The 22,568-nt window shown below is 55.6% G+C and carries 13 protein-coding genes; 1 reads left to right on the top strand and 12 read right to left on the bottom strand.

All coding sequences use genetic code 11. The features are described from left to right. Nucleotides 1-10: 10 nt before the first annotated feature. Complete coding sequence (locus CLV45_RS05025; protein ID WP_100335292.1) at nt 11-1,471, top strand: O-antigen ligase family protein; 1,461 nt, start codon at nt 11-13, stop codon at nt 1,469-1,471. A gap of 280 nt (nt 1,472-1,751) precedes the next feature. Here CLV45_RS05025 and CLV45_RS05020 read toward each other — a convergent pair whose 3' ends face one another. The 12 genes from CLV45_RS05020 to CLV45_RS04970 all read right to left on the bottom strand — a co-directional run bounded on the left by CLV45_RS05020 (nt 1,752) and on the right by CLV45_RS04970 (nt 22,510). Beyond that, on the bottom strand, nt 1,752-3,005 hold the full coding sequence (locus CLV45_RS05020) for a PP2C family protein-serine/threonine phosphatase (RefSeq protein WP_100335291.1): 1,254 nt from the start codon (nt 3,003-3,005) through the stop codon (nt 1,752-1,754). A gap of 109 nt (nt 3,006-3,114) precedes the next feature. Further along, the gene (locus CLV45_RS05015) at nt 3,115-4,263 is read right to left on the bottom strand and encodes an ABC transporter permease (protein WP_245882671.1); all 1,149 of its coding nucleotides are present in this window, start codon (nt 4,261-4,263) and stop codon (nt 3,115-3,117) included. A 1-nt stretch (nt 4,264) separates the two neighbouring features. After that, nucleotides 4,265-4,522 (bottom strand): hypothetical protein, encoded by a 258-nt coding sequence (locus tag CLV45_RS05010; RefSeq protein ID WP_100335290.1) that lies wholly within the window; start codon nt 4,520-4,522, stop codon nt 4,265-4,267. 151 nt (nt 4,523-4,673) lie between these two features. Then, the gene (locus CLV45_RS05005) at nt 4,674-5,156 is read right to left on the bottom strand and encodes a fascin domain-containing protein (protein ID WP_211289903.1); all 483 of its coding nucleotides are present in this window, start codon (nt 5,154-5,156) and stop codon (nt 4,674-4,676) included. An 86-nt stretch (nt 5,157-5,242) separates the two neighbouring features. Beyond that, nucleotides 5,243-5,716 carry a c-type cytochrome gene (locus tag CLV45_RS05000; RefSeq protein WP_100336952.1) on the bottom strand — a complete coding sequence of 158 codons (474 nt, stop codon included), beginning with the start codon at nt 5,714-5,716 and terminating at the stop codon, nt 5,243-5,245. A gap of 289 nt (nt 5,717-6,005) precedes the next feature. Beyond that, nucleotides 6,006-11,645 carry a hypothetical protein gene (locus tag CLV45_RS04995; protein WP_100335289.1) on the bottom strand — a complete coding sequence of 1,880 codons (5,640 nt, stop codon included), beginning with the start codon at nt 11,643-11,645 and terminating at the stop codon, nt 6,006-6,008. An 89-nt stretch (nt 11,646-11,734) separates the two neighbouring features. Next, on the bottom strand, nt 11,735-12,367 hold the full coding sequence (locus tag CLV45_RS04990; RefSeq protein WP_100335288.1) for a hypothetical protein: 633 nt from the start codon (nt 12,365-12,367) through the stop codon (nt 11,735-11,737). A 6-nt stretch (nt 12,368-12,373) separates the two neighbouring features. Beyond that, on the bottom strand, nt 12,374-12,817 hold the full coding sequence (locus CLV45_RS04985) for an OmpH family outer membrane protein (protein ID WP_157807301.1): 444 nt from the start codon (nt 12,815-12,817) through the stop codon (nt 12,374-12,376). Nucleotides 12,818-12,917: 100 nt separating this feature from the next. Continuing rightward, nucleotides 12,918-13,361, bottom strand: coding sequence for a hypothetical protein (locus CLV45_RS24815; RefSeq protein ID WP_157807300.1), 444 nt, complete (start codon nt 13,359-13,361; stop codon nt 12,918-12,920). A gap of 2 nt (nt 13,362-13,363) precedes the next feature. Further along, the gene (locus CLV45_RS04980) at nt 13,364-19,939 is read right to left on the bottom strand and encodes a LamG-like jellyroll fold domain-containing protein (RefSeq protein WP_100335286.1); all 6,576 of its coding nucleotides are present in this window, start codon (nt 19,937-19,939) and stop codon (nt 13,364-13,366) included. Nucleotides 19,940-20,303: 364 nt separating this feature from the next. After that, complete coding sequence (locus tag CLV45_RS04975) at nt 20,304-21,467, bottom strand: glycosyltransferase (RefSeq protein ID WP_100335285.1); 1,164 nt, start codon at nt 21,465-21,467, stop codon at nt 20,304-20,306. Further along, on the bottom strand, nt 21,464-22,510 hold the full coding sequence (locus CLV45_RS04970) for a lysylphosphatidylglycerol synthase transmembrane domain-containing protein (RefSeq protein ID WP_100335284.1): 1,047 nt from the start codon (nt 22,508-22,510) through the stop codon (nt 21,464-21,466). Before CLV45_RS04970 ends, CLV45_RS04975 begins: the two co-directional genes overlap by 4 nt. Nucleotides 22,511-22,568 lie beyond the last annotated feature (58 nt).

Below are 22,568 nucleotides of genomic sequence, written 5' to 3'. Positions count from 1 at the left end.
CGTTCTGCTAATGGCCGCTGTTGCTTCCCTTCTGGCGCGCCTGCGTCCCCAAGATTCGGCCCAGCGCCTGTTTATCGGCTTTATTCTGCTGCTGCTGCTCAGTGGCTCGGCCGCGCTCCTGCTCCAGACCCCACTGTGGCTAGCCCTGCCCTTTGCCGGCGTGGGCGTGGCCGTACTGCTCGTCGATTGGCGCTGGGTGTATTACTTACTGCTGCTCACGCTGGCCTTTTCGCGGGAAATTCCCCTGCCCGGCGGCCTGAGCATGGACGTGCCCTCCGAGCCGCTGATGCTGGTTCTGCTGGGCTGCTTCGGGGTGAGCGTGCTGCTGGGCCGCACCCAGCTCACGGCCCGCATCTGGACCCATCCGCTGGTGATTATCATGGGCCTGGCCCTGCTCTGGTCCACGGTGTCGATGCTGTTTTCGGTGAACACCATGAAGTCGGTCAAGTACCTGCTGGCCAAGACCTGGTACATCGTGCCCTTCGTGTTCGTGACGGCCTCCATCGTGCGGCGCCCGGCCGACGTGTGGCGGCTGGCGGCTTTTTACGTGGTGGGCGCCACCATTACGGTGGTGTATACCACCCTGCGGCACGCTACCAAGGGCCTGAGCTTCGACTCGATTAACTGGGCCATTCAGCCGTTTTACATCAACCACGTTATCTACGCCGTGGTGCAGGCCCTGCTGGTGCCCTACGCCTTTTACGCGGCCAAGGACAGCCAGGGCACCAAGCGCCTGCTGTGGCGCGTGGCCCTGGCGGTGCTCGTGTTCGGGGTGCTGCTGTCCTACACCCGGGCTTCCATTATTGCGCTGCCCATTGCCGGCCTGTTCTACCTGGCCGTGCGTCTGCGCCTGACCCGCCTGATTCTGGGCGCGGGGGCCATTGCGGCGGCGTGTGGTGCTTTCTACTTCATGCACCAGAACAACTACATGCTCTACGCCCCCGACTTTGAGAAGACGGTCTTCAACGGCCACAACTTCGAAAAGCACCTGGAGGCTACCTACAAGCTGGAGGACGTGTCGGGCATGGAGCGGGTGTACCGCTGGGTGGCCGCGGCCCGCATGATCAGCGAGAAGCCCATTACCGGCAGCGGCCCCAGTACCTTTTACCCCGAATATAAGCGCTTCACGGTGAAAAGCTTCCGCACCTACGTGAGCGACAACCCGGAGAAGTCCACAACCCACAACTACTTTCTGCTGCAGCTGGCCGAGCAGGGCTTTCCGGGCTTTCTGCTGTTCGTCATTCTCTTCGGCACGGCCCTGGTGATGGTGGAAAACCTCTACCACCGCAGCCGCTCAGCCCAGAACCGGCGCGTGGTGCTGGCCGCGGGCCTGTCCCTGGTCATCATCGTCTTCCACCTGCTGCTCAACGAGCTGGTCGAAGTCGACAAGGTCGGCTCCTTCTTCTACATTGCCCTGGCCCTGCTCATGCGCGCCGAAGGCTGGATAGACAGTGAGGTGGTGAAATCGTGAACTGGTGAGTTGACGGTCGGCTGGCGCGAACGGTGCGTTGCATTTGTCCTTGCGAGGAAGCATGACATTCCGCGCATTAAACGGCATCAATCCGTCCGCTGAAAGGGACTAAGCCTTCTACTATCAAAAAGCCCTTTCCCGTAACAACGAGAAAGGGCTTTCTGATAAAAGATTGTTTGGTGCTAGCAGAGGACGGATGGCTTCGGCTGCGCCTCGCAATGACGGAACTCGCCAGTCGCACCAGCCGAACGTCAACTCACCAGTTCACGATTTCACCATTTCACTTAAACCGGCAGCTGAGGATGGTGATGTCGTCGGCGAAGTGGTTTTTGGTGACGCTGAACTCCTCGATTTCGCGCAGCATTTCCTTGTGCAGAGCCCCGAGGGGCAGGTAGCGGTTGCGCCGGATAAGCTTGATAAGGCCTTCCTCGCCGTACTCAGCCCCGCTCTCGTCGAAGACTTCGGTCAGGCCGTCGGTGTAGCTGAGCAGCAGGGAATGGGGCGGAATGTCGGCCTCGCCCACGGTGAGCATGGGCAGCTTTTCCATAATGCCCAGCATCACGGTGCCTTCCTTGAGGTACTGAATCGGGCCCGAATCGGGGAGCAGAATCGGGTCGTTGTGGCCGGCGTTGACGTACTGCAGCTTCCGGGTGGCGCGGTTGTAGATGCCGAAGAAGACGGTGATGAACTTCTCCCCGCCCGAGTTGCGAAACAGCAGGTGGTTGAGCTCGTGCACGATGGTGGCCAGCTCCACATTCTGGCGCAGCAGGGTGCGCAGGCCGGCCTGGAAGTTGGACATCAGGAGCGAAGCCGGCACGCCCTTGCCCGATACGTCGGCCACGCAGAACAGGAACCGGTCCTGGTCGATGCTAACCACGTCGTAGTAATCGCCGCCGATGGCCGTGTGGGGCACGTAGCTGGCGTGCACCGCTACCTGATTGTCGTTGGGCAGCTTACTGGGAAAGAGCAGGTTCTGGACTTCCTGGGCAATTTCGATTTCCTTGCGCATGGCCGCGGCTGAAATCCGCTGGCGGTTGAGGCGGCGGTTTTCAATGGCCCCCACCAGGATGTTGCTCAGCGTTTCCAGGAACTTGATGGCCTCCTCGTCGGCGTAGTCGTCCTGCACGTTGCCAATCATGACGTAGGCCAGCACCGCGTCTTGCTGGGTCACGGGAATCACCGTATCCAGCTTCTGCCACTCCGCGCCCAGCTTCAACGAGGAAATGGAGCAGGCCCCCGCCACGCAGGTATCAATGATTTCGTCGGGCAGCTCGATCTTGCGGAAGTCGGCCAGCTGGAAGCCAAACGAGACGGTGCACTGCCAGCGCCCCTCATCCTTCACGTAGAGCACGATGCGCCGGATGTTGAGCTGCCCGAGCAGGGTAAACTGGAAGATCTTGTAGAGCGTCTCCTCGGTCGTGTCCTGGTTGATGGCCTGGGTGATTTCCAGCAGAGCGCTCAGCTCCTGCTTTTTCAGCAGCAGCACCTTGCGCAGGCTCAGAACGTCGGGGTGCACGTGGCTCGTATCAGGCATCGGTTGTTCGTTGTTAGTTGTTGGTTGCTGATTGTTGGTTGTTAGTAGTTGATTGTTGGTTGTTCTCTGAATTTTAAACAATCAACAATCAGCAACCAACAACCAGCAACTACCCTCCCAGCGGGGTTTTGGGGTCGTAGGCGTCGCGCAGGCCGTTGCCCAGCAGGTTGAAGCTAAGCACCAGCAGGCTGATGGCCAAGCCCGGCAGCAGCGTGAGCCACAGGCCGGCCTGGGTGCCCAGCAGCTGGAAGCCTTCGTTCACCATCAGGCCCCAGGACGGGGCCGGCGGCTGCACGCCCAGGCCCAGAAAGCTCAGGCCGGCCTCCAGCAGAATGGCCGCCGCAAAGTTACTGGTTGCAATGACTATCAGCGGGCCGGTCATGTTGGGTAGCAGGTGGCGGGCAATCAGGCGGCTCTGGGGCAGGCCCAGCACCCGGCCGGCTTCGACGAAGGTTTTCTCGCGCAAGCTCAGCATCTGCCCCCGCACCACCCGGGCCACGTCGACCCACATGGTGAGGCCCACGGCCACGAAGGAAGTCCAGACGCCCTTGCTATCCAGGGCCAGGGAAATGGCAATGACCAGCATGATGCCCGGAATGCTCCAGACCACGGTCATCACCCCCATCAGCACACTATCGACCCAGCCGCCCACGTAGCCGGCCACGGCCCCGATGAGCATGCCCAGGGCCAGGGAAATGAGCACCGCCACCAGGCCAATGCCCAACGACACCCGGGTACCCAGCAGCAGGCGGCTCAGCGTGTCGCGCCCGGCCTTGTCGGTGCCCAGCCAGTAGGTGCGGGTATGCGGGTCCTCGTACTTAGGATTGATGGCAATGCTTTGGGCGGCGGCGCGGGGGGCATCGGGAGCCGTCCAGGGCCGGAAGCTCACCGAGTCAAACTTCATATGCGCCACGCTACCCGTGGCAATGGGAATTTCCCTGAACTCCTGGGGCTTACCCCGGAGCCAGGTGCCGAACAGATTGGTGGCCTGGTACGAGGAATCGGGCAATGGGATGCGCAACAGCTGCACCCGCAGGCCCGGGGGCTGCTTTTGCAGCTGCACGATGCTATTGTTGGCGTCGGGCGAGTTGTCGGGCAGCACCCAGTAGCCCAGCAGGGCCACCAGGGTGCAGAGCACGATAAAGCCCAGGCCCAGCATGGCGGGCCGGTTCTGGAGCAGGCGCCGGCGCACGTAGTAGCCCGGCGGCCGGGCCGGCGGCGCGGCGGCCGGACTAAAGGAAGTGAGGCGGGTGGCCACCCTAGCGGCTGTTGTGGGCCAGCAGGCCGGGCTTGGTGGCCAGGAAGTAACAGTCGCGCACGAGGGCCCCGAAGGACGTGACTTCGTAGGCCAGCTCGGTGTCCGGGTCGGGGTAGAAGCACTTGATGTAGTCCTGCTCGAGCAGGCCGCGCAGGCTGTTTTCCAGCTCAGTGGCCGGCAGCTGGGTTTTCTCGCGCAGGGTGTTGAAAGGAGTGACGAAGTAGAGCTCGTCGAGGATGTCGTATTCGGTATCAGTCACGGGGAGCGGGGCAGGTGAAGTAAGCAAATGTAGCTCCGCGCGGCGGGAAAGGGAAATGCGGGGGCGGTTTTGGGCGGGCCTCCCCTGTTTCCCTTTCCTTTCCCTCCGCGGCCCCGAGCTGACCAGCGCCGAAAACGCGCGCCGGCGGTTTCTAGCCCAGGTCGGGAATTAGGCGAAACTGTTCCCAGGAGTATGCTCCAAACTGGCCATTGGCAGTACCAGCTCCTGAAGCGTGATATTCCTTACTAATCCTGCCGTCCAGCCGCAGAAAGACGCCCGGAAATTCTGCTGACTCTATCGTAAACGTACCATCTATAGCCGGCGTGAGGCGAAAACGCTCCCAGGCATAGGCCCCGAACTGACCGTTAACGACCCCTACTCCCACCGCATTCCGCTCCGTGATGTTGCGGCCGTCGAGTCGCAGGTAAACGCCGGGAAAAGCAATTGAGCCAATCGTGAAGGTGCCGTCGGCTTGCTTGGTGAGCATGAATTTCTCCCACTGACGGGTACCGAATTGACCGTTGGCCAGGCCTGCTCCCGCCCCAACTCGCTTAGAGAGCCGTTGGCCATCAAGGCGCAGATAAACGCCAGGGAAGGCAACTGAGCTAATGGAGCAGATAAAAGAGGTATTCAATGGGGTGTAGTTAAAGGTGAAGATCTTGCTACGATGGATGGACTGAAATGAGTTGAGAGCGGCAAGCCGCTTTCAGCACCAGGCTTTTAGGGCAACGACACGACCCCGGCAACAGCCATTGTGCCCATTCCCGACTCCACTTCAATATAGGCCATGATACTCTTGATTTCCTGGGCCGAAAGCTGGAAGCTGGGCATCTGCTGCTTCTGATACTGGTTGAAGAGCTTCACCGCGTACTCGTCGCCGCTGGCCACTACTTTACTGGAGTTCTTGACCCAGGGCACCAGCCAGGCAATGGAGCGGCGCTTGTGCACGTCTTTGAGGGCCGGACCCACTACCACTTCATTGATGGCGTGGCACTGGGCGCAGTTGGCTTCAAAGATGCTTTTCCCCTGAATGCTGGCGGTCAGGGTCAGCGAGTCGATGGCGGTGGGGGCGGCGGCCAGCTGCCGCGAGTCCAGGGGCTGGATTTGAGCGCTGTCGGCGGTGGCGAGGGAGGGCGCGGCCGCTGGGGGTACGATGGCAATCAGGCCGGCCGCACTCAGCAGCAGAGTTCCCATAGCTACGACAATAGCCAGCATACACACCGGCAACATCCAGGCAAAATCGTACTTCCGCATGAGGCTAGAGGCGTTTTACGGCCCGTTGATTCAGTAGATAAGTACGCTCCGGAATAGTGGAGAAACAACCGCCTACACCCTGTTTTACCGACTATTTCTGTCGTAGCTTGGCCGCCTTTTGCCCGGCCCCGAACGCGCAACGCCCCCGGCCTGCGGGGGCCGGGGGCGTTGGGGAAAGCACAACTAGCAGACGAATACGGGACGCCTCGTAGCGACTAGTAGCATGATCTTACTTTTGAGCTGCTTCCACCGCCCTTGAGAGCGGGGCTGTTAGTTGAGTTTTCTTTTCTGCCTTAGCGGCGGCCTTGCGGGCAGCACGAGCCGGGCGGTATGGTTCACAACCTGGCTTAGGCTGACATAATGCGTGGTTTGTGATAATCTTGACGTTCGTTTTACCACCACATCCATCAGCAATATACTCCTCTGCCTGCCCACTAAGACAGCCTACTTCATACTCTAGGCAGTTACTAATGACGGTACCCGCTGGAGGAAAGGTATTTTGCTGATAAGAAAGCGTGACTGTATGCGCCCCCATTACATTCGTAGCCATCAGCTGGGTACCGGCCAAGGTGAGCTTAGTACCATCCGGTAACGTATAAGAACCCGTCCGACTAATTCCGTCACCATCCACAATAAAGGATGAGTTAAGCGTGTAAGTGCAATTTGTCGCAGTGAAAGAAAACTTCGTATCCTCGCCGGCTACTACCTGGCTCATGTTTGAGGGAGAAGCAGACCCGCCGGCGGGGTTCGTAGCAAAGTTCACGCTTATCGGATACTGCCCATTTCGAGCGTAGTTATACGCGTACTCCTTCACCAGCTTAGCGCCCGTTGCCACGTCATCAGCGCGGTCAAACGTTTCCTTGTACACCCGGTAAAGTTTGCCGGCAGGATCGTACTGATAGCGAGTGTATAAATTTTCGTTATCCAACGTATAGGTAACCTTGTTCGGCCGAGGGTCAAATACCTGGCTGGTCATAGTGGACGTAAGCGGGCAAAACCGGAAATCGTCGAAATACACAGAGCCGCCACCGGTATTCTTGCAGCCAAACTCCATCTGTTGCCCAGCAACTACGGTCCCCGTCAGAACGAGGCGGTACCAGTCCCCGGCCTTCTTGGTCTGGGCCGACGCGACAGTGGCCTGAGCGGCTACGGTTCCATTAGCCGACGCGTAGAGCTGCGCGGCTTGGGCATTGTTCTTATGTACCCATACACTCACGCGGTAAGTCTTACCGGCCGTGAGGTCAGTACCTACGTGGGCCCGATATACAAAGCCTGATTGGTTGCTATTTAGCTGGTTACTGAATGTACCAGAGTGGGCAACCGTATTTACCTGGGTACCACCCACGGCCACTCCTCCGCCAAAATAGGCCGGGTTAGAGCCCGTTACCAGATCTTCTGCTCCGGAATACGCGAGTTCCTGGTACTTCGCGTTTGAAGCCGAAGCAATAGCCTGTGATTGGTTATAGCCCATTTTAGTAGTAGCATACAATCCATTCATGTCCTGCCCTTCCAAGGGATGAGAAAAATGGTCGTAGCGCAAAGTCTGGAAGCCTTTCAGCCACCGGCTGTCAGGAGTGCCGGCCCAGTTGAAGGCCACAAAGTCACGATACGACCCATCCGGATTCAGCACCGGGGCCTGCCACGCGTACGACGACTCTTCCCGCCACATAGGTTGGTGCGGACCGGCTTCGTCCATTGGGGCACCATTCGCATCTGTTCCTGGATAGTTGCTCCAGGTGTTTTTCCACGTTTTTACCTGTGCCGACAACATGTGCGTGGTTCGCGGATCGAACGGGTTCAGCGGGTTGTAGGCCGGGCCACCGGCTACTTCACTGTAGACATAGCTAGCCGCCTGCTGCATGAGCATGTGGCTATTGGCTGCGTCATTGCCTTTGGGCCCCATGGAGGCGTAGGCTGCAATAGTATAAGCCGGTACGGTGCGCGAATGAATGGTGGTGCCCAACGCATTCTTGGAGGAAGTTTCTAGTACCTGGCCGGTATAGAAATCGTAGAGCACATTGTTATTCTCAATGCTAATGCCATTGCGGGTACTGCGCGACGACACCATTACGGAAGGCACATATTCCTTGGTCGTTCGGTTGATGCGGTAGAAATGCAAATCGAGCAGTTCATTCGTTAGCACGCCTTCCGTATAGTGCCCTTGTTTGGCAACGCCCTCGGTATTGGCCACTTCGTTGGCATAGCCAAAATCCGTACTCAATTCCTGATGCCCGGCTTTATTATACACTGCCACTGATTTAGGACGGCCAATCAAACCTGTCTTAATCTTTACGTTGTTATCATAAAACTCGACGCTCTTACCTTTCAACTCCCTCGACCCTTTCGGCAAAGTGCCATACCCTTCCCGCAACTGGGTAGTTAGCATAGTAGAACTCGGCGTAAAAAACGCGTATACCTCGCGTTGCTCTATGTCTGATTCATCATTATTGCGGAACTGCCCACGTAGCACAGTAACCCGACCATAGATAACCGGGGTAGAAGGGTAATCGAAATTCTGCTCAAACGGGTACTCTGTTTTCTGTAGAAAGCTTGGTTCTTTGGCTAATACTCCGGAGCTATTTACGCCCGGTAACAAGTCTCCCTCTCTGGTATATTTATACCGCACCTGATATGCGTTTTTGTTCTCATCCCGGGTTGTAACGGATGCTACGCGTATGTCGCCACCAGGCCGATTAACTGCAACCAGCGCACTTACTCCTACACCTGAGGCCTCTATATCCGAACAAGTGGCATTCGGTTTTTCACCGGGCACCGGAGCATCTTCCGGTATCAATTCAATCGTATTCCCTGTAACTTCTTGAATGGTCACCTCACGGTCCTTGTATTCATCATTACAAGGGCGGGGAACATTCTCTATTTGAGGACCACTGGGATACTCCACCAATTCCTCACAATAGGAAGTATAATACGCGGCCCCGGTTACTTTTATTTTATCACCTTTTTTTAAATAATGGGTAAGGTCGCCAGCAAGACCAGCCATGCTGGCGGCGCTCACTGTCAATAATGTAGAACAGTCTCTATTAGAAAATTCGAATTTAACAGTACTAAACTCTGACACGTGTGCGTAGGTATCCCGCTCATAAGCAATTTCAACAACGCCACCCAAGGGAGAAGTTATCCGCGTAAGCGACCAAGGAGCCCCGTATCCTGATGCAGAGGGCTTATGACTAGTGGTATTGTGTGCTCCAGCAGGATTATACATGCCGAATCCATCCCATTTCTCCTTTCCGTAAGCAGGGTTGGTTTCCGCAACGGTATAGGCCTCATTATCATACCCAAATTTAAAATCCGGGATAATCTTAGTAGGGACCCTGTTAATAGCAGGCCCGAAAAAGGAGAGACTTTTAAGCGTGAGTTTGCCCCCTCTACCCTCCGAAGCCTGAGCTTCCGTCATAGGTGGTAAGCTCCAGCCAAAAGTAGGCTGGTACTGAAAAGAGTTAGGGGTGCCTACGCATAGTTCGTAGGTATAATTGAACCGAACTCGTTTGATGGCATTTGCCTCCAGGTACTCTTTAATGCGGACGTCGGCATTAATATCCTGCGCGTCCAATACCTGCGTCATGTCATCACCACAATTGCAGGAATTAGCCGTTGCGTTATTATTGGTATTGTTGCTTAAGGCAGGTATCGTATTCGCATCATTCGGTACAGAAATGCCATTTACGGTTTGTAGCCGCTTTAGTGTGGCATTGTCCAGCAGAACAATTTCATCTAAGCGCAGGGAGGAAGCAGGCATCCGCTCATCTATGCCCAAGTGAGAGACTTGGTTATAGTTATTGGGCTGAGTCCAGGTATTAGAGAAGTGGCCTCTGGCATCTTCCCGGATGCTTTTCACAAATAGAGCGGTGTGCGTGCGGGTGCTAATGGAGTTGAGGTAATACGTTTCCTTATAGCCTTCCGTAAATCCTTCGTAATCTATCGGGGTAACTTCATCGGAGTAGGAAGTACCGATGTAGGGCTGCCGCCATTTGTAGTGGGATGAGAACTTGCCGTAGCTATACTTCACCCAGCCTCCCCAGTCGCCTTCATCCACGGTACCGGAATTATTACGGTCGATATAATCCGACGAGGTTACCGCGGTGAGCAACCACGTAGTAGCATAGCCCCCGTGGGGATTATTATCCGAAGGCATTCCTTCTATCTTAATCGATTTGCCAGCCTCTCCCATGGTCACTCGCACCTCATTGCCTTCGCTGTAGGTTTTATACTCGTACATCGGCAGCGAGTAATGATAAGTCGTTCCATCTTCAGCCGTTACGGCGAAAGCACCGATACCATTTGGGGGCAATCCATACCGGAAGGTGTCTTTGATTAATTTTGCGAACTTGTTTGTAGCAATCGGCTGCTCAAAGTTTACAAAGCCATTGGTATAGCCCTGAAAGGGCAAAGTGGCCATAGCCTGTATCTCGGCGTTGCTATACCACACCACGTGTTTGCCGTGCACTAGTTTGCGCACGGCCGCGCTGACTTCCGTAAGACCTTTCCGGGTTGGCTCGATGCGCTCAGTGGGGTTCGATAAGCGAGGATCAGAAATAATAACGGCATTGCTCGCTGCATTCATCTCTAAACCCGTGCCGCTGTTACCGTTGTTAGGATCGTTCTTATGATAGTTATAGGTGTTTGACAAGTCGTTTTCGTAGCGAAACCCGACTTTGTAATTATCCTGGAAAGGAACCACCATGTACTTCTTGTGCTTGGTGCATTCGCTTCTCCCCAACTTGGGATACGCCACACTCCCCACGTCTAGGCGATATGGCCGCATTCCTCCTGATACTCCCTCACCTTGTACCTGGAAGTTGTCATGGGCAATACTTACTGGCCGCAAGCTACTGGCGTAGTAGTCGCCGTATTTCATATCCCCAAATTGGTGAATGTCGGCGGCGGTTTCGTAGGAGAAATAACCACTGCTAGCACAGTCGCGCGAGCAGCCAAACTCTGGGGCTCTGCTGCCCGGGGCAGGGTCTGTACCAGAGAGGACTTGCTGGCTCATTTTCCCGAAGTAGAGCGAGCCATAGGCATTTTCGGTCGTTCTATTATTATAGAAAACGCGCCACCACTGTTCTGCCCAGTCGGAGTATTCCTGCTGGGTAGGTTCGTTATTAAAACCCGCAACTCCGCCTTGCCGCCCGAGTCCTAGGGAGCTAATGCCAATACCTACGCCTGCACCTATGGCATTACTGATTATACCACTAATGCCCACTTTAGCTGCTACCTGGCCACCAAAAGAGCCCCCAGCTGCCACGGAAAAAGCGCTAGTAGCCTCTGCAGTGGCAACAGCGCTACCGGCAGATGCAATAGAGGCTACCGCCAAAGCCATTCGAACGGGATTGACCCCAATTCCTTGCCCGGGTTGATACCCAATACCGATTATATCACCACCAATACCATCTTTGCCCCAATTGATGCTGGCAATGCCCAGCAAGTCAACCGAGCCGCCCCGCCCATCAATGGAGTTGTTTTTATCCCGCCAAATTCCCCAGATAACCCAATGCTCATCTCCGTCAGCAATCTTCTTGTAAAAGCTGGTTTGCACCGGCTCTCCCATAGCGTCATCAGCATAGCCATTGACGGTACGGTTGATGGCGCCCGGGTTTAGCGACCAGCCCAACCCAACCCACGACGCTTCCTGTTCAAGCTGAATACCCGCTTGATAGCTCAACGGCAGTGAAACACTACGCTCGGGCCCGGGAACGTCGAGTACCGGAATACTGTAACTCATGTCGCCGGTACTCAGGTTAACCATATCGGTGCCACCCGCACTCTGGTAAGCGCTAAACTCTGGCTGGCTAGGGCCAGACATTGCCCAGCTCACTGTGGGCAGGGCAATATTGCCCAGGGTTTCGAGCAATAGAAAACAGGCCAGGACCCGCGCCACGCGGCGATTCCGAAATAACATATGCTGAATGAAGTAGAAGTTGAGTCGAAAAAGGACAGGGCTTAGTTGTATTTTAGAACAGGAAGGGCGGCTACATCGTCAGCTTTAAACACGAAGCGTGGGCTGCCCAGACCGAAGTACTGGTCGCGGAAAGTGAGTTCAAAGCCCTGCCGTATATCCCAGGTGTGCGTATCGAATACCAGCAGCAGGCTGGAGCGCCCCGTGTTTCCGTACTGGCGCGGGTAGCTGGCCGCCACGGCTGCCACAGGCTGTTGGCCCGGCCCCGTGAGCAATACATCGGCCGCAATACCCGTGTTGAGGTAGGTGACGGCCTGGGTGAAGCGGGTTTTGTCGTTGACGAATTGGTTTTCGATTTCAGTGCCCCCTAGGGATAGGTCGAGGGCAATGTAGGTCTTGCCCGCGTAGGCGCGCCGCAACGAATCCAACACCTGAGTGGTAGCCGGCAACTCGCTACTGTGCAGTTCCTGGGCCACCAGCAGTTCCGTGGGGCGGTAGGTGCAGGTAACAGTGGCGGCACCTGCTGTTGTTTGCTGGGTAAGCCCGTGCTCAGGGTCCAGGAGGTAGGCCCTGTAGGCTGGCTCATCCAGCGGCTGGGAGCAACCGGCCAGCAACAGCCCGCCGGCTAGGCCGCACGCAATGGCAGTATTCGAAACGAGGTAGCGAAGAAAGCGCATCAGAGCTTAGGGCTTCTGGGGATGGAGCGCGTCGTACTGCTTGTTGAGTCCCTCCAGGATTTCATCCGTCAGGTCGGTCCCTTCCGCAGCGTACACGATGTTGCCCTGGTTGGTAGCCCCCAGGATGAAGCGGTAGCCTTTTTCCTTGCCGTACTGCTTGATGTAGGCGTTGACTTCCTCCATAACTCCTTTAGCCAGCCGCTGATCTTCCTGCTGGGCCTGCTGCTGAATGGCATCCCGATACCGCAGTAGCTCCTGCTCTCTGTAGGCCCGTTTAGCCGAACCATCCGCAGGCAGGGCATCCAACTCCGTTTTGAGGGAGTCAATGCGCTGCTGCCACACTTTCGCTTTGGCTTGGAATACCTGTTGCTGCGCAGTAGCAGCGTGGTACTCCTGCATGAGTTTTACAGGGTTGACGTAACCTACTTTCTCTTGAGTAGAGCAAGACAAAATTAGCGTAGAGGAAACTATACTTAAAATGAAGTTAAACTTTGTCAAGGCTAAAGAAGTGAAGCGTTATACTTTATGTTAATTCACCAGAATTTATTTCTTACAGATTAAGACTATCCCTATTTCTCCTAGATAAAAAATGCAAGACTTGAACAAAACCATAATAAGGCAATCCAGCTTCAAATTTTATTATCTTCGCGGCTTTATTTATATCAATAATAGCCACTCTTGTAAATAAATTTTTATCCCTTACCCCATGTAAAAACTCTTCCTTTAAAGCCATATCAACATCAACTATATCAGCAATTTTAATCACTATTTCAAAACCTTTATTTGCACTTATTATTCTGTCGTTTGTCAAAATAGTCCAATTTAAATTGTCTTTTAAAAAAATTATTAGACCTTCTTCATTATCGTTCAAAAATGGTCTAATAAAATCTATATCATGCTTGTTATTACTGGAAATCACCCTAGTATACAATCCTTCACTCCCTTTCCTTTTAAAGATTGATAGTACTGTTGCAGAGTTTAATTTTGAATCCATTACTAAGGCTTTAAAACTTTTTGCAAGATAACTCCTTGACCCGACTCTTCAAGAGTATATCCGAGAGCAGCAGCCAGCTTAGGATTAATGATTTTAGAATTTATTACTGAAGCACCATAAATAGATATTTTTTTAGCCCCTGCTTCTACTGCTTCTTTCTCCATCGCTCCTAATAAAGACCGAACACCACCGAATGAGGGTTGGGCTGATTTTAAATAGAAAATATTCCTATTAAAGGTCTCGCCAACCAATCCTTTTGTCCCATATACTTCAACTTTTCCTATATATTCAACCCCCTTGAATAATGCTTGTTCAAAAGTTTCTTCAGCCATGGGCACTAAAGCTCTACTTGCCCTTCGCAAAGCAGCTCTTTCTAATGCTGCTACTCCTAAGCTAAGTCCGCGCTCTGCTAATCGCCCGATTGGGGGACCAGGCATAAAGTTGTGCTCCCAGAAAACTGGCTCTATACCATCCGGAGACATTCCGGCAGGGCGAGGTGGCCATGTCCCTGGTGCCCATCCTGAAGTTGGCGCTGTTACATATGCTGGAAGAGTTGTAGGAGGTTGGGTTGCCATCCAAGCGCTAACGCTACCCTGCATGGCGCTAACAATATTAGGAGCCATAGAAGCGTAATGAGTTACATGCACTTCTCCCAATAGATTTCCAACTATATGGGATGGGTCTCCTGGTCCGCTAAATCCTCCATTTGTATCTACACTATTTATAGGATCATTCCCCATGCCCACATAAGGCGAAAAGAACTGTCCGTAAGGATCAGGGGCCGTCCAGCGGCCGATGCGGCTATTGTAGAGGCGCAGTTCGAAGCTGTCGTAGCCGGTTTCTTCGTCTTGCTCGGCGTACTGGCCCTGGTAGCCGTGACGGTAGCGCTTGTTGCCTACCACATAGTTGAGGCCGGTGAGCGGGGAGCCAAACGCATACTGGTGCTGCTCCTGCACAATGGTGCTGTTGGTATGGTCAACTTCGATGTGGTCGAAGTAGCAGGTATAGTCTAAGCCTATGTTCTCCGTCGTCAGCTCGATTCGGCCAGCTTCCGGGGCGCGGAAGCCTAGCTCCAGCTTTTGCCAGGCTTCCGGGCTGCCACTGAACGGCTCTACCCCTTGGGCTTTCAGCTCGTTGTTGCTGTTGTAAAAACGGTAGCGAATCAGTATTTCCGGAGCGCCAGTTGTAGAGTTAGGTAACGGCTGCTCTTTCCCGCCAAACATAGTCAGGCTTATCCCGAAAGATAAACGGCTCAGGAAAGAAGGCTTAGTCGAACTACGCTCCGTGCCGGGAGTCGTCGATTGGCCGGGTAACGGGGCCAGGGTGGCGCCGCTGGTTATGAGAGGCATAATCCGCAAGCCGTTGCTCGCCGTTGCAGAAGCTCGGCCGCCGGTCGGCGAATAGTATAAAGCTTGAGCCGAGAAGGTAATCGTGTCTCCTTTCTCAACCGTCAGCGTCTTTTTAGGACCCTGTCCTGGCGTAAAGAGAGCAGCAACGTGGGCGCCATCGTAGGCTCGGGCTATATCCGCGTAACGCGTAGCAGGCAGGTTCTCAAAGTCCTTCTCTTCCTCGGTGGCCAGGTTCGCATTTACCGTTGCCAGGTACTTGGTGGAGGTTGGCTTGCGAAATACCACCCGAGCATTACCAAGTTGGTCATTTAGCTCATAGCGGGGCTCCAAGGTACCTGCTTCATCATCGAGGCGGGTGATGGTACCTAGCCGACTGGAGCCATATAGTGGAATTTCTGCCAGCTGCAACTCCTTGCCCGGGGCTTGCTCGTACACACTAAGCACGTTGCCGGCGGCATCGGTGACGTAATACGTGGTGTTTTGCACAACGCCAGAAGCGTTGTAGGCCACTTTGCTATTGCGGAAGCCCCGGTCGTCGTAGGCGTAGGTGGCAATTGGGTTGGTAAGGTCCGCATTCCGATACACGCCGCTTACTTTGCCCGTTACATCGTAGCGCATGTACTTCGTGCCCTTACCTTCCTCAGCCTCCCACTTCATCTGCCCGTTGAGGTCGTAATCGTAGCTCAGCACTTTCGCGCCTTCCGGCGTGTTTACGGCCTGCAGCTTATTGGTCCCGGCGAGGTACTGGTACTTGAAATTGTCACTGACGGTACCTTTGTCGTTGGTGCGCACCAGGCGCTCAATGTTGCCGTGGGCGTCGTAGCTCAAGTTGCCTTCCGCAAATTGCGGCAGCTGGCTCAGGGTGTTTGCCGCTAGCTGCCCGTAGGTTGACTGCAGCAGTTGGCCTTTGGCATCATAGGCATAAGTGTAGCCGTGGATGGTGGGCGCAGCAGCGGTTTGCCAGGTACTGGCGCGCACGGTGCCATCGTAGCGTATGTTACTCGAATTGGCGGGAGTAGCCAGGTTGGGCGCCGTGAGCTGACGGCTGCTGTAGTCGCCATTGAAGTAGTCCAGGCGCAAGCCGAACAGATCTTTCAGCACTCCGTTGGCTTTCAGGTTATCCTGTCCCGGGTCAAGGCGCTTCTCCACGTTGTTGATGCTTTTCAGCCAGCCTTGTACCGTGTAGGCGTAGTCGATGCCCTGCAGGCGGCCGGCCAGCTCTACGCGCTTAAGGGAGCCGTGCAGGTAGTAGTAGTACTGGGCCTGCAGGGTCCGGGTCAGGTCATTCCGGCTGGTATAGACCCGGTTCAGGCGCTGGTCCTTGTCGTACTCGTAGTAGTGGTAGAAGGCGTCCGGCTGCTCTTTTTGGTAGGCAACCTTCAGCACGTTGCCCGTGAAATCGTAGGTATACTCCACGGTTTTCTTGCCTAGGCCCCCAGCCTGCTGCACCATCCTGGTTATGCGGCCCAGTTCGTCGTAGCTGTACCACGTGACGTTAGTTTCGTTCCGGGTCTTGGCTACTGCGCCGAGCACAAACTCCTGGGCCGGACCGGCCAGTGTTTCGTCGGCCAGGTCATACCATATTTCATTGCGCTGCTGGCAACGGCCCACATCCAGGCCGCCGGTGCGGGTTCGGTCTTCCAGCAGGGTGAGGACGCTGTTGGTACGGGGCGTTTCGGTGAGTTGGCTTTCAAACACAAATCCGGCTAGCCCATCGGCACTCATCGTATACTCACCCGATTCTACCACCCGCCCTAACTCGTCGTAGTTGGAATACGAGAAACGGCCTTTATCATGCTGGACGGCACTTTGCGAAAAGCGAATGCGCCCATCCCGGGCGTACACATACTCCGTGCGCCCTTCGTCCGTACTCTCGGTGCTCAGCAAGGTGCCGGCACCACTGTAGGTATTGCGGGTAACGAACGAAGGATAAGCAGTGCTGGCCAGTACGACACCGCGAGATGCTACCGAGGCGACGCCCCGGCCAGCATTATCGTAGTACGAATAGCTGAAATCACCGTAGTGCGCCAAGTAAGACAACTGCTGCTGCCCGCTAATGGAAACGACCCGGTAAAAGCCCGGAACAAGGCTAATACTGGCTGGTAAGGCGGTTGCCGTCCCGGTTGGATAGGTAGTAACCGCTTCGGTCACCAGATCTATAATCTGAATACTCCCTGTGCCGCCCACGGTGACAACGGCATCACCAGCCGCCGGGATATGAATATCCTGATAGGGAGGTAAGCCGTTGGTGTTCTGCGTATTCGCATCGAGTGCGAAGCGGAGTGTTAATCCGGGATAATCCTTCCCGCTCAGACAGGAAGCCAGCAGTTTGCCATCCTGATCGGCAAAGGCAATACTTTCAATCCCATCCGGATTAACGCTGACCTGCTTCACGCCGTGGTTGTAGAGGGCAGTAGTGGCAGATGTGGCATCCACGAAATGGGGCCGCAGGCTTAGATAGTGCTCTAACTCATTGAGCAAGGGAAAGCTGCGGCTGCGCAATTCATGACCAGAGCCTATCCGGAAAGCATCACCGGGCCCTGCGCTCCGCTTGACACCTCCCAAAGGGCCGGAGTATTCCTGCTGCAAGCTAAACGGGTACTGAGTCGTTGCCGTTTGGGGCTCCAGCTCATTAGCCGGGCCGTAGTAGTACCCAACAGTACCCTTCGAGGTAGCAGCTACTGCGCTCGGACTGTTTGGGTCCGTCTCAAAGTTGGCGTAGTTGTAGTCAGTTGTCGAGCTGGCCGGCTGTAAAAACCCGTTTTTAAATTTGAACTCCTGGTTGAATGTCGGCGCGGCCAAGGTGCTCAGAACTGGCTTCCCGTCGGAGCTGTAGACTGTTTGTGTAGCCAGCACGTGCCCTTGGCTTAGGCTCTTGACCTGCGCTTGGGTTCCACGCCCGAGACCATCCGCAAAGTGCTTCGTTTCCCCGATTAGTTGATCTTCCCCACTAAATGACCGTACCAGCGACCAGTTTTTGGTTAAGTCCGGATCCGCATTGGCAGGGGGCATATCATCGACTGGCACGACCTGTACTACCAGCCCGGCCTGGGCTTCGGCACAATTCTGCCCCACGGATGCCGAAGCAATGTAGCTTGTAGTGCTGGTTGGCCGTGCTGTTACCCGGGTACCAGTCGCAGCCGATAAGGAGGTGGCCGGACTCCAGCGTATTGCCGGAGTAGCAAAAGGGACGGCAGATGCTACCCATTGCGGCAGAGAGGCGGCGGAAAAAGAACCAACAGAGGCCTTGCCTACTAAGTCAGAAACGACTGTTCCGGCCGATTCATCAAACCGATAATACCCTACTAAGCCTTCCGTGGCTTGCTGGAGCAATTGAGAGTAGCCCGTACTGATTTGTACTGGTGCCAATGCTACATTCCACCACCGCAGCTCATCTACCCGACCACTATAATAACCATAGTCGCCTCCCCCTAGAACGGGTGACAAATGCAGTTGCTTAAGGCTGGCAAGACCTGTGGCTGCCAGCTTCCCGTTTACATATAAGCTAGGAGTGCCCTGGTTGCAAACCACAGCGAGGTGCGTCCATGCCGTCAACGGCGTAGGCGATTCCCAGACCAGCAACGCGGGAGTCTCTGCGCCACTACGCGCATAGATACTAATGCCATTTGTGCCAACTGAAATCCCGAGCCCTGCATGATTGGCGCCCCACTGAGCGGCCCCATCAACAGGGTGGAGCAGATAGCGTTGCCCAGTGGCGCCACTGGTACCACTGCTTTGCTGAGCATCCACTTCGTGTACAGCAGTGGGCAGCACCCAAGCCTCCACGGTGAAAGTGTTTACTCCCTCGGAAGCTGGTTGAGGAAAGTTAACCTGGTCTTTTATTCCATCGAATTGTAAGGCATTACCTGCTACCGTCACAGTTGCCTGTAAGGTTGTGCTAGCCCCAGCGGCAATTCGCACATCTGACGAGGCCTTTATAACAAGTGGAGGACACCAGCTTAAGCTGGTTACCATCGTGGCCTTTACAATACGTGTGTACAAGACCATGTTAAGCGACGTGAAATCGTGCTTAACCCAGTCGTTGGTAATCCGCGCCCGATAGGAACCTTCATTAGCAGCTCCCGCGTGCGCAATAGAGAGAGTCGGTGAATCAGGATGAACTAAATCTTGCCATTCCTCAGTGGCCAGCCCCTCATTCACCAGTTTTTGCCACTGGTAGTGATTCCGCTCCCCTCCCATAGGTTGCGAGCTGGTCAGGGTCTCACCTTGTGAGAAAATTACCGCTTCGGGAGGAGTCGGATTAATCTGAAAGAAATAACTAAACGGGTACGGAACAGGCTGTTTAGGCCCCGAAAAGTTTGGCTCGATGGCACCAAAATCAAGGTAGTTTTCATTTACATCGATACCAGGTACCCGTGTTACTCCGGCAGCCTGCCAATTAGGGATACCCGTTAGTTTGTTACGGCTAAACCTTAAAGCATTTATATGTTTTAAAGATGTTATTTTAGAGGGCAACTCACCTTCCAAAAAGTTGTCAGAGGCATCAAATGTTGAAAGAAAGGAAGCGTTGAATACCTGCTCAGGAACTACTCCACTGAATTGATTATGAGACAGATAGCAGTAGGTGAGCTGCGACATACTTCCTATTGCAATAGGAATAGTGCCTCTAAGCTTATTATAGCTGACATCTAAAGTCGCGCATTCCTTCAAATTCTCGATGGATGCAGGTATCGTACCGCTGAGCTGATTATTATTTATCTTAATACCATACGCTGGGCTCATTTGCCCAATTGAAGCAGGTATACTTCCTGAGAACTGATTGTTAGACAGATCAAAGTAAGCAATGCCTTGGAAGCGCTCCAAATTATCCGGTAAGCTGCCAGTAAGGGCATTACCACTTAATTGCAGGTTCCAGATACTGGTAAGGTCAGTTAGAGAGGCTGGTAGCTGGCCTACTAGATTGTTGGAGGGCAGACTTAGATAATATACATCCCCCCAGGTAACATTGATCCCATACCAATTTTTAAAATCCAGGCTAGTGAATGCCGGACGCTTGGGATCATTCCATTCGCTACTAGAAGGCCAGCCTGTATGATTAGTCCAATGGTCACCATCCGTGGCTAAATAGAAGTCCCGAAGAGCTTCAACCTCTACCGCGTCAGGCACATTACCTTGGGCCTTAGCTTCTAATGAAAAATATGAAAGCAGCAGAACAGAAAGAATTCTGGTAGCCAGCAGCCATTGGCGGATCAGTAACGGTTTGGGCATAAGAAGAGATAAAAGTATTGAGTCCAGCAGGTTCGGCACCGGCTGCAATTAATCAGTAGGTAATAAGGGAAATACTATACCTTATGAAGAGAATACTTCTCCCTAACTATCTATAAGATACATTCACTTATTCTCCCAAAAATATAAAATTGGAAAATGGTATATAACCACTCTATAGACATAACATATATATTAAACAAGTGATATAGATTATTTTTTCAAGAGCATTCCAAACGTCGATAGAAACTCAATAGCCAAAAATATAGGGGCAATATCATACAAATGAGATACTAAATTATAAATATCAAATATTTTATAGCATAAATCACAAGTTCCACCCTTCCGTAATTCAATCAACAAGTAATTATAGGTGCCGCCCTTTCCACACGTAGCTCCCGCGCAGGCCCAGCAACCCCGTAGCCAGGGCATACGGTGCGTAGAGCAGCTGGAGCACCGGCAGCCACCGCCGCCACTGCGGGCGGCCCAGGAAGCGCAGTACCGGGGTCAGAAACCACCAGTCGGCGCCCAGCTTCAGGGCCCAGGCGGCCAGGGTCCAGGGCCCGAGAGCGGGCAGGAGCATAGTCAGCAGCAAGCCCAGGAACAAGGCCACATTGGCCCCGAGCACCAGCACGGCCAACTGCTGGGAGGCCAGGTGCCGGTAGTGCCGCCACTTGCTGGCCCAGCGCACCCGCTGCCGGAGCAAGGCGCCCAGCGTGGCCGGGGCGGCCGTGGACACCAGGGCGGTGGGGCTGCGGAGGAAGCGGATGCTGCCGGGAAAGGCCGCGTGCAGCTTGTGGAGCAGGAACTCGTCGTCGCCGCTGGCCAGGTGCTCGTTGCCGGCGAAGCCCTGCACGGCCGTGAAGGCGGCGCGCTGGTAGGCCAGGTTGGCCCCGTTGCACATGGTAGGGCTTTGCCGCCCGATGCCGGCCGCCCCCACGCCCACCAGCCCGGCGAATTCGAGGCCCATGAGTTGCTGCCAGGCCGTATTGGGCCCCGTCAGGAGCACCGGGCCGCTGATGAAGCGCACCGCGGCGTCGGTGGTCACCAGGGCGGCATAGGTACTGAGCCAGTCGGGGCCGAAGCGGCAGTCGGCATCGGTGCACACTACCCAGGGGGCCCGGGCGTGGTGCAGGGCGGCTTGCAGGGCGGCTTTCTTGCCGGTTCCGGCGCCGGGCAATTCCCGGAGCGCCACCAGCCGCAGCGGAAACGGGCAGTGCCGGGCCGCTTCGGCCACAAGGCGGGCGGTGGCGTCGGTAGAATGGTCGTCGGCCAGGAGCACCTCGAAGCGGCCGGGCGGCAGGCTTTGGAGGGTCAAATCGTGCAGCAGGCCCGGCAGGTTATCGGCTTCGTTGCGGGCGGCAATGAGGACGGAAAACAGCGGACCTTCGGCGGCGGGCGGCGCGGTGGAGGGCGTTACGGCCGGCTCTACTGTAGGCAAGGCCTCCCAGCCCCGGCGCAAACCCAGCATCAGTGCCGCGTACACGGCGGGCAGCACCAGTAGCGCCCCTCCCAGCCACGGCGTACTCATGGCTGCGGGGTTTTGGGGGCCAGGTCCTTCTTGCGAAACACCTTCAGGCGCAGCACGAACAGCAGGCCGGCGGCGCTGGGCAGGGCAATGTTGATGACCCACAAGCTCAGACTGGCGCTGAGCACGGGCAGGGCCGGCTCGTGGAGCAGGCCAAACAGGTGGGTGGCCGATAGTTCCCGCACGCCCACGTCGGCCAGGGCGTTGAGCGAGGGCACCAACGACTTGAGTAGAAACGTGCCGGCAATGGCCGCCAGCCCCGGCCCCACCGGCGGCGAAGCCCCGTAGGCCCAGAGCAGCAGCCCGAATTGCAAGCAGAACACCGCGTAGCGCAGCATCGAGAGGGCCAGAATCCAGTGCAGGGCCCGGGCCGGGTAGGTGGGCATCACGGCCAGAAACCGCCGGAACCGCCGCAGGGGCCGAACCACCGTCAGGGCCGTGAGCAGCAGGCGGGAGCGGTAGAGCGGCAGAATCACCCCGGCGTTAATCAGGAGGGTAGCCACCACTAGGCCCAGACCGGCGGAGGGGTAGCCCTTCAGGTAAAACGTGAGCAGAAAGTAGAGCAGGCCCCCCGTGCCGGCCACCACCGTAGCCACCAATTGGCAGTAGCGGCCCAGAAACACCGCGCCCAGCGCATCGAGGCGGCGGCTTTTGAGCTCGATGATGCGGCCGGCGTAGTCGCCCACCCGGTTGGGAGTCACGAAGCCCAGAGTGAGGCCCACGAGCACCGCCCGGAAGCAGCGCCGGAACGAGACGGGCTCCAGGTGCCGGGCCAGGCGCCACCACTTCCAGGCTTCCAGGCCCCAATTGACGGGCACCAGGGCCAGGGCGGCCAGCACCGGTCCCCGGCCCGAGCCGCTGAGCGTGGTGCTAAGCAGCTTGCGCCAGGCCGCGGCCGTGGCCCCGTCGGCGTACACCGAGTTGTAGAGCAGCCCCAGGGTGAGGGCCGTAATGAGCAGCTTGCCACCAATAACCAGCAGCCGGCGCCGGGAAGGTGCCGGTGGTTCCGGGTTTTGGACGTAGTTTTGTAAGTTGGGCGGGGGCAAAACGGCGGCGTGGTGATTAGTTTCGGCAAGTTACCGATGAAAACAGCAACGGCCCTGC

Origin of the sequence: Hymenobacter chitinivorans DSM 11115, assembly GCF_002797555.1 — a bacterium.
GTDB lineage: Bacteria > Bacteroidota > Bacteroidia > Cytophagales > Hymenobacteraceae > Hymenobacter > Hymenobacter chitinivorans.
Note: the sequence above shows the minus strand (reverse complement) of the source record. Positions and strands in the feature narration are given on the sequence as shown.

Bases quoted from the DNA above. Each gene is read 5' to 3' on its own strand.
- CLV45_RS05025 (WP_100335292.1), top strand. From the start codon at position 11: ATGGCCGCTGTTGCTTCCCTTCTGGCGCGCCTGCGTCCCCAAGATTCG.
- CLV45_RS05020 (WP_100335291.1), bottom strand. From the start codon at position 3,005: ATGCCTGATACGAGCCACGTGCACCCCGACGTTCTGAGCCTGCGCAAG.
- CLV45_RS05000 (WP_100336952.1), bottom strand. From the start codon at position 5,716: ATGGGAACTCTGCTGCTGAGTGCGGCCGGCCTGATTGCCATCGTACCC.
- CLV45_RS04990 (WP_100335288.1), bottom strand. From the start codon at position 12,367: ATGCGCTTTCTTCGCTACCTCGTTTCGAATACTGCCATTGCGTGCGGC.
- CLV45_RS24815 (WP_157807300.1), bottom strand. From the start codon at position 13,361: ATGGATTCAAAATTAAACTCTGCAACAGTACTATCAATCTTTAAAAGG.
- CLV45_RS04980 (WP_100335286.1), bottom strand. From the start codon at position 19,939: ATGCCCAAACCGTTACTGATCCGCCAATGGCTGCTGGCTACCAGAATT.
- CLV45_RS04975 (WP_100335285.1), bottom strand. From the start codon at position 21,467: ATGAGTACGCCGTGGCTGGGAGGGGCGCTACTGGTGCTGCCCGCCGTG.